The organism is Massilia sp. CCM 8734, from assembly GCF_011682155.1.
GTDB classification, from domain to species: domain Bacteria; phylum Pseudomonadota; class Gammaproteobacteria; order Burkholderiales; family Burkholderiaceae_D; genus Telluria_A; species Telluria_A rubra.
Genome location: NZ_WHJI01000013.1, coordinates 81,266 through 97,060, shown reverse-complemented (window position 1 = coordinate 97,060; position 15,795 = coordinate 81,266). Strand labels below are relative to the sequence as shown.

Annotated in this window: 12 protein-coding genes and 1 pseudogene; 9 read left to right on the top strand and 4 right to left on the bottom strand. The window is 67.6% G+C overall.

Annotation, left to right across the window (positions count from 1 at the left end):
- Window positions 1–113: 113 nt before the first annotated feature.
- From F2P46_RS14300 to F2P46_RS14260, 9 genes are read left to right on the top strand one after another with little or no spacing between them, the layout of a single operon-like run.
- Window positions 114–2,360, top strand: coding sequence for a hypothetical protein (locus tag F2P46_RS14300; protein ID WP_166890582.1), 2,247 nt, complete (start codon window positions 114–116; stop codon window positions 2,358–2,360).
- A gap of 8 nt (window positions 2,361–2,368) precedes the next feature.
- On the top strand, window positions 2,369–4,621 hold the full coding sequence (locus F2P46_RS14295) for a hypothetical protein (RefSeq protein WP_166890579.1): 2,253 nt from the start codon (window positions 2,369–2,371) through the stop codon (window positions 4,619–4,621).
- Entirely contained in the window at window positions 4,621–5,715 is a 1,095-nt protein-coding gene (locus F2P46_RS14290; RefSeq protein ID WP_166890576.1) for a hypothetical protein, read from the top strand. The genes F2P46_RS14295 and F2P46_RS14290 overlap by 1 nt, the downstream gene beginning before the upstream one ends.
- Window positions 5,712–6,404, top strand: a complete 693-nt coding sequence (locus F2P46_RS14285; protein ID WP_166890573.1) for a DUF1266 domain-containing protein — start codon at window positions 5,712–5,714, stop codon at window positions 6,402–6,404. The genes F2P46_RS14290 and F2P46_RS14285 overlap by 4 nt, the downstream gene beginning before the upstream one ends.
- Entirely contained in the window at window positions 6,401–7,057 is a 657-nt protein-coding gene (locus F2P46_RS14280; RefSeq protein WP_166890570.1) for a hypothetical protein, read from the top strand. The genes F2P46_RS14285 and F2P46_RS14280 overlap by 4 nt, the downstream gene beginning before the upstream one ends.
- Entirely contained in the window at window positions 6,997–7,413 is a 417-nt protein-coding gene (locus tag F2P46_RS14275; RefSeq protein WP_166890568.1) for a hypothetical protein, read from the top strand. Before F2P46_RS14280 ends, F2P46_RS14275 begins: the two co-directional genes overlap by 61 nt.
- Before the next feature lie 10 nt (window positions 7,414–7,423).
- Window positions 7,424–9,772, top strand: coding sequence for a hypothetical protein (locus tag F2P46_RS14270; protein ID WP_166890565.1), 2,349 nt, complete (start codon window positions 7,424–7,426; stop codon window positions 9,770–9,772).
- Window positions 9,724–11,298 (top strand): hypothetical protein, encoded by a 1,575-nt coding sequence (locus tag F2P46_RS14265; RefSeq protein ID WP_166890563.1) that lies wholly within the window; start codon window positions 9,724–9,726, stop codon window positions 11,296–11,298. Before F2P46_RS14270 ends, F2P46_RS14265 begins: the two co-directional genes overlap by 49 nt.
- A gap of 52 nt (window positions 11,299–11,350) precedes the next feature.
- Window positions 11,351–12,649, top strand: a complete 1,299-nt coding sequence (locus tag F2P46_RS14260; protein WP_166890560.1) for an acetyl-CoA hydrolase/transferase family protein — start codon at window positions 11,351–11,353, stop codon at window positions 12,647–12,649.
- A 7-nt stretch (window positions 12,650–12,656) separates the two neighbouring features.
- Here the strand turns inward: F2P46_RS14260 and F2P46_RS37665 are convergent, their stop codons facing one another.
- The 4 genes and pseudogenes from F2P46_RS37665 to F2P46_RS14245 all read right to left on the bottom strand — a co-directional run bounded on the left by F2P46_RS37665 (window position 12,657) and on the right by F2P46_RS14245 (window position 15,755).
- Window positions 12,657–13,385, bottom strand: a complete 729-nt coding sequence (locus tag F2P46_RS37665; protein ID WP_229509279.1) for a PEP-CTERM sorting domain-containing protein — start codon at window positions 13,383–13,385, stop codon at window positions 12,657–12,659.
- A gap of 32 nt (window positions 13,386–13,417) precedes the next feature.
- Window positions 13,418–14,167: a PEP-CTERM sorting domain-containing protein gene (locus tag F2P46_RS14250; protein WP_166890556.1), complete on the bottom strand. Its 750-nt coding sequence runs from the start codon at window positions 14,165–14,167 to the stop codon at window positions 13,418–13,420.
- A gap of 81 nt (window positions 14,168–14,248) precedes the next feature.
- Window positions 14,249–14,395, bottom strand: a pseudogene (locus F2P46_RS38800) (hypothetical protein); the annotation flags it as partial.
- Between the two features lie 7 nt (window positions 14,396–14,402).
- Window positions 14,403–15,755, bottom strand: a complete 1,353-nt coding sequence (locus tag F2P46_RS14245) for a hypothetical protein (protein WP_166890553.1) — start codon at window positions 15,753–15,755, stop codon at window positions 14,403–14,405.
- Window positions 15,756–15,795: the final 40 nt, after the last annotated feature.

Sequence of the window (15,795 nt, the reverse complement as noted above, 5' to 3'; positions counted from 1 at the left end):
CCAGACAAAACAGCATCATTTATTTACATACCAACAAGTTTTATTATTGACCAGAAGTGTTATTAAGACGATAATTGACGGTTCCCTCCCGACCGCACACCGCCATCCCACACATGAATATCCTCAGCGCCAGCCAGCTCGACGCCTACCTCGACCAGACCGAAGCCGCCCTCGAACAGCAGGTGGAGGCCGAGCTCGACCCGGAATTGATCGGCGCCGGCCTGAAAACCGCGCTCGAAAGCCAGCACTTCCATGCCGACACCATGGGCGGCGTGCGCCGCCTGTTCCGCTTGTGGATACGCGCGCGCGAGCCGGCGGCCGGCCTGCGCCTGCTCGACGGCGACGGCCGCGCGGCGCTGGCCGCCCTGCCGGGCGCCGAACGGCCCGCCTGGCAGGTCAGCGCGGCAATCTGGCGCGTGGAAGCGCGTATCGCCCAGGGCGATCGCGGCGCCGTGCAGGCCGCCTTCGAAGACGTGCTGGCGCTGCTGGTATCGTTGCCGGAATCGCTAGCTTACGACCGCGCCTGGGAATACCTGGACGAGGAAAGCGCGGCCTTCGGCGTGCACGCCGTCACGCGCCGCTGCGCCGAAGCGCGCAACGCCTTGCAGCGCGCCGACCCGGAGCGCACGACCTACCGCGCCTGGGACGATGCGCAACTGGCCATCCGCCAGTCGCACAGCTTCGCGCTGGAAGGCGACGCGACGCTGGCGCGGCAGGCCGGCGAACGCGCCATCGGCATCCTGGCCGGGGCCGCGCCGGACCAGGATATCGACCATCACGACTGGCTGCGCGTCGGCAATGCGCTGGTGCAGGTCCTGCCTGACGTGGTCGCGGGCATCGTGGCGCAGGCGCGCGCGCGCATCCCGGCGGCGACCGTGTTTTTCCCGCGCCGAAATATCGATGTGCGCATCGCGCGCCTGGAAGCGCGCGCCCTGCACCAGCAAGGCGCGCTCGACCAGGCGCTGGCCAGGCTGGTCCTGGGGCGCACCGCCCTGCACGACGATGACGACGACCGCGTCAGCGCCCTCATGCTCGACTGGCTGCTGGAAGCGGGACGGCACGACGAAGCGACGCGCCTGGCCTTCGAATCGGTTTTTCACGAACGCCTGGTGTCGGCGCCGCACGCGGCCGAGGCAGCCAAGCGCGCCGTTGCTGCCAGCATGCCCGGCCAGCCGTACTGGCATCTGGCGCTGGCCTTCGCCGGCATGGCCAACGGCACCGCCCACGTGCGCGGCGACGAAAACCAGGCCGACTGGGTCGGCCGCCATCTGGCGCTGGCGCGTGCGCAGGCCGGCGCCCATCCGGCCGCCGACGCGGTCGAGGCAATGTGGCTGATCGAATCGGCGCAGCAATACCAGCGCGCCTTGCCGTTGCTGGAATCGGCGGCGCGCGACCCGTCGCTGATGCACTCGAACGTCGTCTTCCAGCTCATCGTGGCGCGCATGCGCGTGCATGGCGTGCAGGCTGCGCTGGCCATGCCGTTCGTGCCGACGTCGAACGGCGTCTCCAGTTACAACGTGGGCGTGATGCTCAGATACAACCTCGACGATGCGCTGCCCGAGGGCGTGACAGTGCCGGAAGAACCGATCAGGGCGCTCGGCGCGCGCTACTACCAGACCGGCCTGGCGCGCTTCGAAGCGTTTGTCGCCAGCGGTGAAGGCAATTCACGCGACGGTGACGCGCATACCTACTCAATGCTGTGCAATAACCTGGCCATCCACTACCGCTACGACAAATCCGATGCCGCCGCCGCGCTGCCCCTGCACCACAAAGGCATCGCCGCCAGCCCATTTTCGGAACACTTCGAGGGCGTGATGCGCAGCCACCAGAAGCTCGGCAACGACAGCGCCGTGGTCGACAGCGCCGAGCATCTGTGGCACTTCTCGGCGGACCACGGCTACAGCCGGCACGATCCGACCGACTACGTGGACGATGCCGCCGCCGCCCTGCACCGGCTCGGGCGCGACACCGACATCGCCATCTGGCTGCAGCGCCTGGACGACTGGTGGGCCAGCGTCGGGCAGGACGAGCGCGCGGACAACCAGAACAACTACACGCGCGCGCTGGTATCGGTGCTGTACTACATGGCGCAGACGCAGCCGGACGACGCCATGCTGCGCCTGGAAAGCGTGCTGCCGTCGGTGCCTGGCGCCGGCTCGCCCTACACCAGCAGCATCGCGGCCGACACGCTGCGCAGCCTGGGCCAGTTCGAACGCTCGCAAGCGATGTACCGGGATGGCCTGCGCTACATCAAGTCGGGCGACGACTGGCATGAGTCGCAGCGCACGGCGATCCTCCAGAACCTCGAAGAATGCAAGCGCCTGCAGCGCGAGGCCAAACCCTGGTGGAAGCTCTGGTAACCTGAGACATGACTATTCTCAGCGCAACCGGGCTCGACGCCTACCTCGACCAGACCGAAGCCGCCCTCGAACAGCAGGACAGGGCCGGACTCGGCCCGGAACTGATCCGCGCGGGCCTCAAGAGCGCCATGCAGCGCCAGTGCTTCCGCGCCGACACCATGGACAGCGTGCACCGCCTGTTCCAGTTGTGGCTGCGCGCGCGCGACCCGCTTGCCGGACTGCGCCTGCTCGAAGGCGACGGGCGCGCTGTGGTCGCTGCGCTGCCGCTGGCCGAACGGGCGCAATGGCATATCAGGCTGGCCATGTGGGGCATCGATGCGCACATCGCGCAGGGTGACGCCACCGCCCTGCACGCGGCGCTCGACGCCGCCGTGACGTTGCTGGCATCACTGCCTGATTCGCCGGATCACGTCAGCGCCTGGAACTATCTCGACGTGAAAATACGGGAAGCGGGCGCGCACGCGCTGGAGCGCCACAGTGCCCAGGCTTGCCACGCCCGCATCGCCGCCGACCCGGCACAGGCGTCTTTCCATGTCTGGAACGATGCCAGGCTGGCGCGGCGCCAGGCCGGCAGCTTCTGGCGCGAAGGCGACCAGGCGCAGGCCAGGCTGGCCGCCCGGCGCGCCATCGACATCCTCGCCAGTGCCAGTGCCGGCACCGACCAGAATATCGGCCACGACGAATGGATCCGGCTGGGCTACCAGCTCGCAGAGATCGTACCGGACGCCGTCGCCGGCATCGTGGCGCAGGCGCGCGCGCGCATTCCGGCGGGCAGTGGGGTGTTCAGGCTGCGCGAGATCGACGTGCTCATCGCGCGGCTCGACGCAATGGGCCTGTACTACCAGGGGGAGCCCGAGCAGGCACTGGCCCACATGCGGCTGGGACGGATCATCCTGGCGCAAGACAAGGATGACCGTTGTAACGCCGTCCTGCTCGATTGGCTGATGCAAGCGCAGCGCCATGAGGACGGCGCGCGCCTGGCCTTCGAATCGATCTTCCACCAGCATCCCTACTCGGCCGCACATGCGCTCATGGTCACGCAACGCGCGCTCGACGATGGCCTGGCGGGCCAGCCGTACTGGCACCTTGCGCTGGCCTTTGCCGGCATGGCCGCCGCCAGCGCCGGGGTGCTCGCCGGCGAGGACGAAGCGGCCTACGTGCGGCGTTACCTGGCGCTGGCGCGCGCGCACAGCGGCGCCCACCCGGCGGCCGATGCGATCGAGGCCCTGCTGCTGATCAAAACAGCGGGCGACTACCACGCCGCCCTGCCGCTGCTGGAAGTAGCCGTGCGCGACATCTCGCTCGCGCATGCGGACCTGGTTTTCAAGCTGTGGGTGGCGCGCATCCATGTGCATAGCGCACCGGCCGCGCTGGCCATGCCGTTCGTGCCGGCGTCGAGCGGCGTTGCGTGCAACGACATCGGCATGCATCTCGGTTACGCCCTCAATGACGTGCTGCCTGAAGGCGTGACAGTGGCGCGGGCCGACCTGCAGGCACTGCGCGCACGCTATTCCGAAGCGGGCGTGGCACGCTTCGACGCCTTTGTCGCCAGCGGCGAGGGCGATACGGGCGACGGCAATGCAAAAGTCTGTTCGGCGCTGTGCATCGGCCTGGCCGCCCACCACTACTTTTACAGGTCGGAGCCCGCCGTGGCGCTGGCACTGCATCGGAAGGGCCATGCCGCCGCCCCCTTCCCGGAGCACTTGCAAGGCGCGGTGAACTGCTACACCGCCCTCGGCGAGCATGCCGCATTGATCGACGGCGCGGAGCATCTTTGGCACTTCGCCGCCGACCACGGCTACAGCGCGCACCTGCCCCCCGCCTACATCCCCGACGTCGTCGCCGCGCTGCACAAGCTCGGGCGCAGCGCCGATATCGCCATCTGGCTGCAGCGGCTCGACGAATGGTGGGCTCGCCTGGACCACAAGCAGCGCTGCGCGCACCAGCAGAAATACATGGGCGCCCTGGTATCGGTGCTCGCTTACATGGCGCATACGCAGCCGGGCGACGCTATCCTGCGCCTCGACCCCATGCTGCCGGCAGTGTCGGCGGCGGCCTGTCCGGTGGTGTGCGGTACAGCGGCGCATGCCCTGCGCAGCGCCGGCCAGCTCGCGCGCGCCGAAAAGCTGTACCTGGAGGCGCTCGGTCACGTGGTCGCGGGCAATGCCTGGCACGAAGCGCAGCGCGCGTCGATCCTCGCGGGACTCGAGCAATGCAGGCGCCCGGACGCCCAGGCCAAGCCCTGGTGGAAGGTGTGGTAATGGCGACGACCCAATCGAAAACCAGCGCCTACGGCGCGCGCGACGTGGTCAACGCCCCGGCGCTCAAAGAGGCCATCGCCCGCCGCAGCGCGCAGCGCGGCGATGCGCCCGAGGTGGCCGAGTGGCTGGCCAATCACTTCTTCCGCTACGCGGTCGGCAATCTGGAGGCGCCCGAACCGGCGCTGGCGCGCATCGCGTCAAGCGAGCAGGCGCGCGCCCTGTTCGCACCGGCCGCCGTGCCCCAATGGGTGACGGCGCGCCTGGGCAAGGACGCGGGCGAAGCCATGTGGTGGCTAGCGCCCGACGGCCCTGAGCTGCTTGCGATGGAAGCGAAGCTGGTCGAATTTTTGGGTGCGCGCCAGGGCACCGCGCTCGAGGGCAAGCTACAGCGCGTCAACTGCCGCCAGGCCCTGGCGCTGTGGAGCGCCGAACACGCCGCGTTCGAAGCGAAGAGCGCGGCCGGCTGGCGCGAACACCAGCCGGACGCGGTGGCAACACGCTGGCAAGGGGAGGCCGGCAGCGTGGTCGAACTGCTGCCATCAAGCCCGCAGCTGCGCGAGGAGATGGCCTTTGAAAGCCAGGTGATGCGCCACTGCCTGGGCCAGTTCAGCGACCGGCGCAGCTTGCGCGGCGGCTATGGTGAACACTACGCGGCGGCCTGCGAAGCGGGCCAGATGCGCCTGTTCAGCTACCGCAGCGGCAACGGCCATGCGCACATCACTATCAGCGCCCACGTCGTCGACGGCGGCCGCCTGCGCTTCGACCAGATCAAGGGCAAGCTCAATCGGCCGCCGGTGGAGCGGTTCCACGGCGAGCTGCTGGCGTTTTTGCGTGGTGTCGACAGCGACCTCCATACGCCGCCGGACGCGCTCTCGATGGGCATGGTGCGCCTGCCCTCGGGCTGGGCGATGGTGGACGATGCGCGTGACGAGGCCGACCAGTTGTTCGTCGCCCAGCACTTCCCCGCCCTGTTCCCGCGCCTGGCGGCGCCGTCGGTGCTGGCCCAGTGGATCGCCGCCGCGCGCGCGCCCGAGCAATTGCAGGGTCTCGCGCTGCATCCGGGCGTGGCGCACGCGGTGAGGAGCACGCGATGATGACGCTGGCCCTCGTTGCCCTGTTCGGGTGGGCGATCTACGCCGGGATCGCACACCTGTTCACAAGCCGTCCGCCCAAAAAACCGGGCAGCGTCAAGCTGCGCTACAAGTTCGACGCGCGCCAGAACCGCGCGCTGGCGCTGGCGCACCCGATTGCGCAGGCGCGCGACATGGCCGCGTACGCCAACCCGAAAGCGCGGGCGCTCACGCCGCAGCAGGCGCAAGTGCTGCGCGCCAGCCTGCTGCACATCCTCGGCCTGCGCGCCAACATCGACGACAACGCGATCCGCGCCGCGCTGCCCGATCTGCTGCGGCGGCACTGGTTCCGCATCGATCTCGATCGCCTGCGCCTGGATGACGATCCGCGCGCGGCGATGGCGTTCGCCTCGGCGCGCGTGGCCTTCGCGGTGCGCAGCGCCACTTTGCTCGGCTGGCTCGATCCGGCGCTGCAATGGGAAGTGCTGTACCAGAACGCGCAGCGCGCCAGCGATTGCTTCGGCAACTGGCAGGAGTTCGGCGCCGCGCTCGCGCGCGGGCGCCAGCAATGGATCGCGGGCGCGCGCGCCGACAGCCTGGGCGTCGCATTCGACGAGGCCAGGCTGGCGCAGTGGCTGGGCACACGGAGCCACCCGTGGCGCAGCATGGCGTGGCACGGCCCGGTGCTGTTCGAGGCGCCAGACACGCCATGACCACCTATTACAATCCGATGAAATGCACCGGCTGCGCGCAGGAGTTTGCGTTTCCGTCGCTCGCGCGCTCGTACACCGATTTGCCGGAGGCCGGGGGGCGTTCCACCATCCATTTCAGCGAGATGCTGCTGCTGCCCGCCTGGTGTCACGACTGCAATAGCGCGTCCTGGATCGAGCGCATTCCCAGTCGACGCGAGTTCGATACGGCCGCCAGCTTGCGGCGCAGGGCCAATCGCAGCGGCTGCCTGGGCATCGAGGACGACTTGCTGGACATCGAAGACGACGATTTCCGCTGGCTGTACCATAACCTCTCCAATCGCAACACACCACCCCGATGCCTGATATGCGCAAGCACCCGGTTTACGCCGATCGACCCGAATCAATGGCAAACGCCCATCGTGCACGACGCCTGTTGGGACAGCCCGATTGAATTTCGGGGCTTTCCGATCGGCAGCGGCTGGCATTCCGGGCGCTCCTACGTATATCGATTTCACAATGCTGAGGGTGATTTCGCATGGGCCGAACTGTGGACTCTGAAATCTCGCATGGCGGAGCTTTACGCCATGCTTCACGCCAGGCGGAGCTTTACGCCATGCTTCACGCCAGGCGGCAGGATCCCGATCATGCCACGCTCGCTGCAGCCATCGATCTGATCATCAACCGGGCAATCGACAAAGCACTCACCGTGCTGACGCCCCTGGCTGCGGCACACAGCGCTGCCGCGCTCGGACTTCTGGGCGCGCTGCATTACCTCGGCCAAGGCGTGCAACACAGCGGCAACGAGGCCGTCATTTTGCTCGAAAAAGCCAAAGTCCTCGGCGACGCCTGCGCGGCGCACAACCTGGCGTCGGTGTACGCCACCGGTGCGCCGGGCGTCGCCAAAGACACGCTGCGGGCGCGCCAGTTGTTCGCCGAAGCCCGCGCGATGGGCGGGCAGTACGAGCGCGACGACTTCTATGCGCAGGACGATTTTACCGTGGCGAACAGTTCCTTCTATCATCCAATCTGATTTCGCCCCCATGAGCAACCATCCCAACATCATCAGCGCCAGCCGGCTTGACGCTTTCCTCGACCAGGCCGAAGCCGCACTCGCGCAGCAGCAGGAAGCCGGGATCGACCCCGCGCTGATCCGCGCCAGCCTCAAGTCCATGATGGACGCGGGGCGCTACCGCGCCGACACGCTGCCCAGCGTACGCCGCCTGTACAGCCTGTGGCTGGGCGCCGGCGAGCCGCTTGCGGCCCTGCGCGTGATCGACACCGATGGCCTCCAGCTAGCCGAAGCGCTGCCCGAGGACGAACGTGGCAGATGGCCGCTGAACCTGGCTTTCTTTCGCCTGGAGCCGCTGCATGCGCTGGGCGACCATGCCGCGTTTTGCGCCGGCCTTGAAGCCGCTTATGCGCTGCTGTCCGCCCTGCCCGTCGGCCTGCAGTACGAGCAGGCCTGGGGAAACCTGGCCGACCAAAGCGTGGACGCCGGCGCATACGAGCTGGCGCGCCGCTGCGCGCTGGGACGTCATGCGCTGGCGCGGGCCAACCCGGCACGCGCGCGCTTGCATGCCTGGGACGACACGCTGCTGGCCATCAGCACCGCGCACAGCTTCACGCTGGAAGGTCGTGACGAGGAGGCCAGGCAGTTCGGCGCGCGCGCCATCGAGGTGCTGGCCAGCGCCGGCGCCGACCAGGAGATCGGTCATGATGATTGGCTAAGCCTCGGTCACTCACTGGTCGAGATCGTGCCCGAGGCGATCGACGGCATCGTGCGCCAGGCGCGCACGCGCATTCCCGACAAGGCGCTGATGTTCGCCCGGCGCGACATCGACGTGCGCGTCGCCCGGCTCGAAGCACTGGCGCTGCGGCGCCAGGGCGCGCTCGGGCAGGCGCTCGACAAGATGGCCCTGGCGCGCACCGTCATCACGGGCGATGAGGACGACCGCTACAGCGGCCTCATGCTCGAATGGCTGTTCGACGCCGGCCGCCACGCCGACGCCGCCAGGCTGGCCTTCGATGTGATCTACCATGAACAAGGCAGCACCGGGACGCACGCCTTGGGCGCAACCAGGCAGGCGCTCGCCGAAGGCCTGGACGGCCAGCCTTACTGGCAGCTTGCGCTGGCCGGCGCCGGCATGACCGAGACCGGCGCCGGCGTGCGCGACGGCGAGGACGAGGCCCCGTATGTGGGCCGCCAGCTGGCGCTGGCGCGCGCGCTCGCGCCGGCGCACCCGGCCATCGACGCGGTCGAAGGCTTGTACCTGATCAAAGCGGCGGGCGACTACCGGCGCGCCCTGCCGCTGCTGGAAGCGGCGGTGCGCGACGCTTCGCTGGCGAAATCGGACCTGGTCATCAAGCTGTGGCTGGCGCGCATCCACGTGCACGGCGCGCTGGCCGCGCTGGCGCTGCCGCTGGTGCCGGCGGCGGGCGCGCGCGCCTGCTACGAGGCCGCCGTGAACCTCGAGAGCCTGTTCGGCGAACATCTGCAGGGACAGGTGAACAATCCCAACGACGCTGCGGCGGCATTCGCCGCACGCTACTACGAACTGGGACGGGCGCGCTTCGACGCTTACCTCGCGGGCGCGACGGGTCATACCGGTGACGGCTTCGCGCCCGCTTATGCGGCGCTGTGCAATAACCTGGCCATTTACTACCGCGACAACGTTGGCGACACTGCGGGCGCGCTCGCGCTGCACCACAAAGGCATCGACGCCAGTGCGCTGCCGCGCCACTACGATGGCATCCTGAGCTGCCACCGGATGGACCGCAACGATGCGGGCATCGTCGACAGCGCCGAAATGTTGTGGCACAGCGTGGCCGAGCACGGCGACAGCCAGCACTACCCGGCCCTGTACGTGAACCATGTCTGCGCGGCCCTGCGCCGCCTGGGGCGCGACGCCGACATCGCCATCTGGCTCGAGCGGCTGGAAGAATGGTGGTGCGGTGCCAACGAGCAGACCCGCGCCATGTTCGAAAAAACCTACCTGGGCACGTTGGTCGAGGTACTGTCGTCGATGATGCATACGCAGCCGGCAGACGCCTTGCCGCGCCTGGAAGCCCTGCTGCCGGCGGTACGGGCGGCCGCCGTGGCCGGCACCAGCCGGGTTGCGGCGCACGCGCTATGCACGGCCGGCCAGGGCGAACGCGCGCACGCGCTGTACACGGAGGCGCTGGACCAGCTCACGGCAAGTGAAGAACGCCACACGGCGAGCGGCACGATGGCGCAGTTCGAGCGCTTCCAGGCCAATCTGTCGCGCATGGCGCACCACCTCCGGCCGGGCCTGACGTGGCACGCTTCGCTGCGTGCGGACATCGTTGACGGCATCGCCGCATGCGCCAGCGCGGCGGCCACGGCGCGGCCGTGGTGGAAGCGCTGGTGACGATGGCGCCCACCCTGCGCTCGCTGGAGGCGGCTGTCGATGCGCTCACGCGCACGCCCCGGTACCGCGACGTGGACCAGCGCTGGCAGCGCCTGATCGACCAGAGCGGCGAGGCCGGCGCGTTTGCACTCGAGCGCCGCTGCCTGGACGCGCAGTACGCGCTGCGCCTGGCCGATCCGGAACGCGCCGATTATCGCGCCTGGGACGGGGCGCAGCTGGCCATCCTGCGCGGGCGCAGCTATCTGCGCGAGGGCGACATCGCGCACGCGCAGGCCGAGGGAGCAAGGGCGCTGCGCCAGATGCTCGACGACGGCGGCACGCTGGCATGGAACGATTGCCTGACGCTGGCGCGCGACCTGGCGCGCCTGGCGCCGGAGCGCATGAGCTTCGTGGCGGGGCATATCCGCGCGCTGCGGCCGGCCGACATGGCGCCAGCCAACCGGCGCGATCTCGAGATCCGCATCGCGCGGCTCGAAGCGAATGCGCAGTTCCGGCTCGGCCGGCACGACCTTGCCATCGCCTGGGCACAGCAAGGCCGCTACGGCACCTACACCGACAACGACGACAGCACCAACGCCGTGCTGCTCGACTGGCTGATGGAAGCCGGCCGCACCGATGAGGCGGCGGCGCTGGCGTTCGAGTCGGTCTTTAACGAGCGCCCGGTCTCGTCCGGGCGCGCCCGGGAGCTGGCGCAGGAACAGATCGGCCTGGGGCGCTCGCCCAGCCCGTACTGGCCGCTGACCTTGGCCTATGCCGCCGGCCGCGACACGCCGACAGGCGTGCATGCCGCGTACCTGCAACTGGCGCGCGAGCGCGCGCCAGTCCACCCGGCCATCGACGCGGTGCAGGGCCTGCACCTGTTTGCGCAGCAGGACGCGGCGCGCGCCCTGCCCCTGCTGGAAGCGGCGGTGCGCGATCCGGCCCTGGCCAATTCGGATGTGGTGCCGAAACTCTGGCTGTGCCGCATGCGCGTGCATGGCGTGGCGCAGGCGCTGGCCATGCCCTTCGTCGACTCGCCCAGCGCCGGCTGGTGCTACGGCATCGCCATGCAGTTGACGGAAGAGACGCAACCGCAGTTGCCGGCGCAGGCACACTGGCCGCGCGAGGCCGTCGCCGCGCTGGCCACGCGCTACGACGAACAGGCGCTGGTGCAGTTCGAGCGTTTTTTCGAAACCGGCGCCGGCATGTTCCGCGACGCCCACATCCGTCTTTACGCCATCCTGTGCTGCAAGCTGGCGAACCGTTACCGCGCGCTGGACCGGCTTGACGCGCGCATCCCGGTGCTGCACGAAAAAGGCCTGGCGGTGATCCCGTTCGGGGAGCAGCATGAAGGCCTGCTGCGCTACTATCTCGACGCCGATGACAACGCGGGCATCGCCGACGCCGCGCAGCGCCTGTGGGATTTCGCGCAAGGCCATCGCGCGCCCGAGCACCGCCCGGCCGACTACATCGGCCGCGTGGTCAACGCCCTGCAAGCGCTCGGCCGCGACGACGAGGCCGAACACTGGCGCGCGCGCCTGGAGTAAGCGCATGGTCAGTTTCCTGCGGTACTATTTACGCATAATAAAGGAGACAGCCATGCAAACCCCGCACCAGCTTTACCAGCAAAAGCTCACCACCCCGTTTGATGCCCTGCGCCTCGTGCGCGACGGCGACATGATCGTCGTGCCGACCGGCGTGGGCGAGCCGCCCACCCTGCTGACCGCCTTGTCGAGCCAGCGCCAGCAATTTCACGACGTGAAAGTGGCGCAGATCCTCGCCATGCGCAAATTCGGCTACTTCGACCAGGACACGGCGCATCACGTGCGCCACGCCTCGCTGTTTTTCGGCGGCGCCTCGCGCGCGTCCGGCCAGGGCGGCTGGTGCGACTTCATCCCGAATTACTTTTCCGAGCTGCCCGGCCTGTTCGAGCAGGGCCTCACGCCGGCCGACGTGGTCTTCGCCATGGCCTCGCCGATGAATGAACATGGCTTCTTTTCACTGAGCCTGGCGGTCGACTACACCATGGCGGCCATCGCCAAGGCGCGCGCAATCGTCCTCGAAGTCAATCCCAACGTGCCGTTCGCGCATGGCCAGTGCCACGTGCATGTGTCGCAGGTGACGGCGCTGGTCGAGAGCGACGAGGCCATTCTGGAAGTGGGATTGCCGAAGATCGGCGCGGTGCAGGAAGCGATCGGCAAGTACGTGGCCGACATGATCGACGACGGCGCGACCCTGCAGATCGGCTACGGCGGCATTCCGGACGCGGTGGTGATGCAGTTGACCTCCAAGCACGACCTGGGCATCCACACCGAAATGATCGGCGACGGCATCCTGACCCTGATCGAAGCGGGCGCGGTCACCAACCGCAAGAAGACCTTCATGCCGGGCAAAATGGTGGCGACCTTCGCGCTCGGCTCGCAGAAGCTGTACAAATTCTTGCATCACAATCCGATGATCGAGATGCATCCGTCGAACTTCACCAACGATCCGTACCTGGCGGCGCAAAACGACAATCTGATGACTATCAACGCGACCTTGCAGATCGACCTGCTGGGCCAGTGCGGCTCGGAGAGCATCGCCCACCTGCCCTACTCCGGCACCGGCGGCCAGGTCGACTTCGTGCGGGCGGGGAACCGTTCGCGCGGCGGCAAGTCGTTCATCGTGCTGCCCTCGACGGCCAAGGACAACACGATTTCGCGCATCGTCTCCACGCTCACGCCCGGCACGCACGCCACCACCAGCAAGAACGACATCAATTATGTGGTGACCGAGTATGGCGTGGCGCAGTTGCGCGGCAAGTCGGCCAAGCAGCGCGCGCAGGCGCTCATTGCGATCGCCCATCCGGACTTCCGCGCGTCGCTGCGCGCGGAAGCGAACCGGATGTGCGTGCTGTAGGCCGCCCTTACGCGGCGCGGCGGCGACGGCGCGCCAGGCCGATGACCGCCATGCCGGCCAGCAGCATGCCGTAGGTTTCCGGCTCCGGCACGGCCGAGGTGTAGATGGTCAGGGTCGGGTTGAGCACTTGCATCGTCACCAGGGGGAACACTTCCCTGCCCGGAGGGCCATCCGGATAGCCGGGCAGGTAGTAGGGAGAGGACATCACGGTCACCATATTCCACATTGACCAGCTGACCTCGCCCGTCAGCGACAGCGGCGTACTGGCCAGCACAAACGGGAGCTTGCCGTTAACCATGCTGTAATCGACGCGCATGCTGCTGACCGAGCCGGTCGCCGGCGTGTAGGCGCCCAGGTCCATCCTCATCGTGTTCTTGGTATTGCCTTCGCCAGGCAGACCACCCGGCTCGGTGATCTCGCCGAGCCCGCCGAACATGGTGCCGGACACCGAAAACCCCGTCATCCGGTAACCGGGACGCAAGGTGACGGAAAAATTACCGCTGTAGCCGTCGCCGTTTTCGTAGAAGGTGGAGGCGGTCTGGAGCGTTTTTGCGGCATCGGTCAGGCTGATCCGGGTAACGCCGTTGGCGTCCGATGTGATGACATCGGACTCGTAGGCCCAACTGTTGCCGATCGAAAAATGGGACGCTTCGAGCGTGGTCGGCCCTTGTGCAAAGACGGGAGCGCTGGCAAGCGCCAGCGCACACAGCGCGGCATGGGGGAGGTAAAAAGTCATGAGGTTCTTTCGGTGAGCGCTACGTTAATGTATTAACAAGGTAGATCATACTGACAATCTTGCACATCGCCTATCTTTTTACGCATCGCGACCGATCCCAGCACACCCAGCCCGGCCAGCAGCATCGCCACACGGTCCGGCTCCGGCACGGCCGAGGTGTAGATGGTAAAAACAGGATCGCGCACACGCAGGCTGGCGAAGGAATCGATGCCGGCCGGATGTTCTGGCGTGGTGGTCGGATAAGCCGACACCAGGACCAGTCCCTGCAGCGACAAATTGAAATCGCTGGTCAGGGATAATTCTCCGCTCGACATCAGGACCGGGATGGCGCCGTCGAGCATGTCGATGCGCTGGGCATGCTCGCCATAGAAGATCCCGTACGGACGCGAACCGGCGCTCAATTCGATGTAGCCGGAATTGTAGGCGAAGCCGTCGCCGGGTGTGCCATCCGTGTTGGGCGGCACGTAGAGCACACCTTCAAAGGTGCCGGAGAACGAAAATCCGGTGACCCGGTAGCCGGCGTTGACGGTCACTTCGAACAGGCCGCCGTAGAAATTGCCATCCAGGTAGCGCCCGGTGTCGGCGCTCAGGCTGGCGCTAGCGGTATTGAGGCCGATGCGGGTGACGCCGTTGGTGTCCGACAGCAGCGTGTCGGGCGCATCGCCCCACTGGTTCACCATGGAAAAGGCAGCGGTATCGATACGCACAGGCGTTTGCGCAGCGGCGGAAGTGGCGCTCAGAGCGAGCGCTGCAATAAGGAGCAGCCGTGTCGTCGAGTTCATCGTTCATCCTTGTGGTCACTGTGGAAAGCGGCCAGGCATCGGCCGGGATGCGTCGTCCCGGCGGAAAGGAGTACGTGTGCGTCAAGGACGACGAACAGAAATAGTACGTTGAGCTCGCAAAATAACCCTCATGCCGGCGATGATTTTTTGCAAGCGTGGCGCTAAAACGCCAGCTTTGCAGCGCCATGACAGCGTGGCCGTCCAGTCGGGCGACCGGACGGCGGCCCTGCCCGCTTTATGGCAAGACCAGCTTGAGCACGCGGCCGTTGCCGCTCACGTACAGCGCGCCGGCGGCGTCCGTCGCCAGGCCGGCCGGCTGGGTAATCCAGGCGGCGCTCTTGAAGCGGGCGTCGCTGCCGTTCGGATCGGCCGCCACGCTCACCTTGCCGTCCGGGGCGATCTTGCCGATGGCGTGGATCGGCCAAGGGCTCTGGCGGCCGCTGAACGGCTCGGTGGCGAAGTACAGCTTGCCGCCGGCGTCGAGCGCGATGGCTTTGATGAAGGCCTGGTCGGTCCCCACCAGGGTGGTCTTGACGCCGGACGCATCGACCTTCTGGATGCCTTTGTCGTTGACCACAAACAGGTTGCCGTTCTTGTCCACGGCCATGTCGGTCACGCCGCCCATCACGGACGAGCCCAGGCTTTCCAGCACGATGGTCACCGCTCCATCCTTGCCGAACTTGCGCACGATGGCGCGTTTGAAACAGGAGCTGCACTCCGGCGCGCCGGGACGCGCCACTTCGCTGGCCACGTACACATTACCGGCGCCATCGGCCGCAATCGCGGTAACGACCGGCGGCACGATCACGCCGCTGGCGAGGGCCGGGTCGCCGAGCGTGGCGACGGTGGGGATCGCACTGATCACATTGTCGGCCGCAATCTTGAAGGCGTAAATGGAGGGCGACTCGTTGATGCCGTCGGTGACGTAGGTCACGCCGTCGAGGCCGGCAGCGATATCACGCGGGAACTGCAGCGCCGGGGTGGTCTTCGGTCCGGCGATGGGGGTGGTGACCACGCCCGCAGGGGTGATCTTGCGCACCGACTTGTTCTGGGTGTCGACCAGCAGCAGGTTGCCGGCGCCGTCGCCGGCAATCGCGCCGGCGGAGAGGAAGTAGGCTTGCTTGCCGACGCCGTCCGTCTGGGCGCGGCCCGGCACGATCGCGCCGCCGGCCAGCACGCGCGCGCCGATGCCCTCGACCTGCAGGGCCACGGCGTTGCTGGTGACGGCGCCGGCGTCGTTACGCACGGCGACGCTGAACACATCGCCACTGTCGGCCAGGGTCACTGCCGTCGTGGTGTAGCTGGCGTTGGTGGCGCCCGGAATCTCGACGCCGTTGCGCCACCATTGGTACTTCAGCGTGCCCGAGCCGCTGGCCGCCACCGAAAAAGTGGCGCTCTGGCCAGCCGCAACCGATTGCGTCGTCGGCTGGGCGCCGATGACCGCCGCCGCCTGCGCCTGCGCCACCATGTCAGGCAGTTTCACGGGCGCCGTGTCGTCGTCGCCGCCGCAGGCGGTGATGCCGGCCAGGCAAAGCAAGCCGCTGGCGAGGGCGCCACCGCGGATGAAACGGGTTGTCAAATTCTTCATCGCATCGTTCCTTCAAACTTAGAAAAGATTAGTAAAGAAT

Coding starts and splice junctions, on each gene's coding strand:
- F2P46_RS14295 (WP_166890579.1), top strand. CDS start 2,369: ATGACTATTCTCAGCGCAACCGGGCTCGACGCCTACCTCGACCAGACC.
- F2P46_RS14290 (WP_166890576.1), top strand. CDS start 4,621: ATGGCGACGACCCAATCGAAAACCAGCGCCTACGGCGCGCGCGACGTG.
- F2P46_RS14270 (WP_166890565.1), top strand. CDS start 7,424: ATGAGCAACCATCCCAACATCATCAGCGCCAGCCGGCTTGACGCTTTC.
- F2P46_RS14265 (WP_166890563.1), top strand. CDS start 9,724: ATGCGCCAGCGCGGCGGCCACGGCGCGGCCGTGGTGGAAGCGCTGGTG.
- F2P46_RS14280 (WP_166890570.1), top strand. CDS start 6,401: ATGACCACCTATTACAATCCGATGAAATGCACCGGCTGCGCGCAGGAG.
- F2P46_RS14250 (WP_166890556.1), bottom strand. CDS start 14,167: ATGAACTCGACGACACGGCTGCTCCTTATTGCAGCGCTCGCTCTGAGC.
- F2P46_RS14275 (WP_166890568.1), top strand. CDS start 6,997: ATGCTTCACGCCAGGCGGCAGGATCCCGATCATGCCACGCTCGCTGCA.
- F2P46_RS14260 (WP_166890560.1), top strand. CDS start 11,351: ATGCAAACCCCGCACCAGCTTTACCAGCAAAAGCTCACCACCCCGTTT.
- F2P46_RS14245 (WP_166890553.1), bottom strand. CDS start 15,755: ATGAAGAATTTGACAACCCGTTTCATCCGCGGTGGCGCCCTCGCCAGC.
- F2P46_RS14285 (WP_166890573.1), top strand. CDS start 5,712: ATGATGACGCTGGCCCTCGTTGCCCTGTTCGGGTGGGCGATCTACGCC.
- F2P46_RS37665 (WP_229509279.1), bottom strand. CDS start 13,385: ATGACTTTTTACCTCCCCCATGCCGCGCTGTGTGCGCTGGCGCTTGCC.
- F2P46_RS14300 (WP_166890582.1), top strand. CDS start 114: ATGAATATCCTCAGCGCCAGCCAGCTCGACGCCTACCTCGACCAGACC.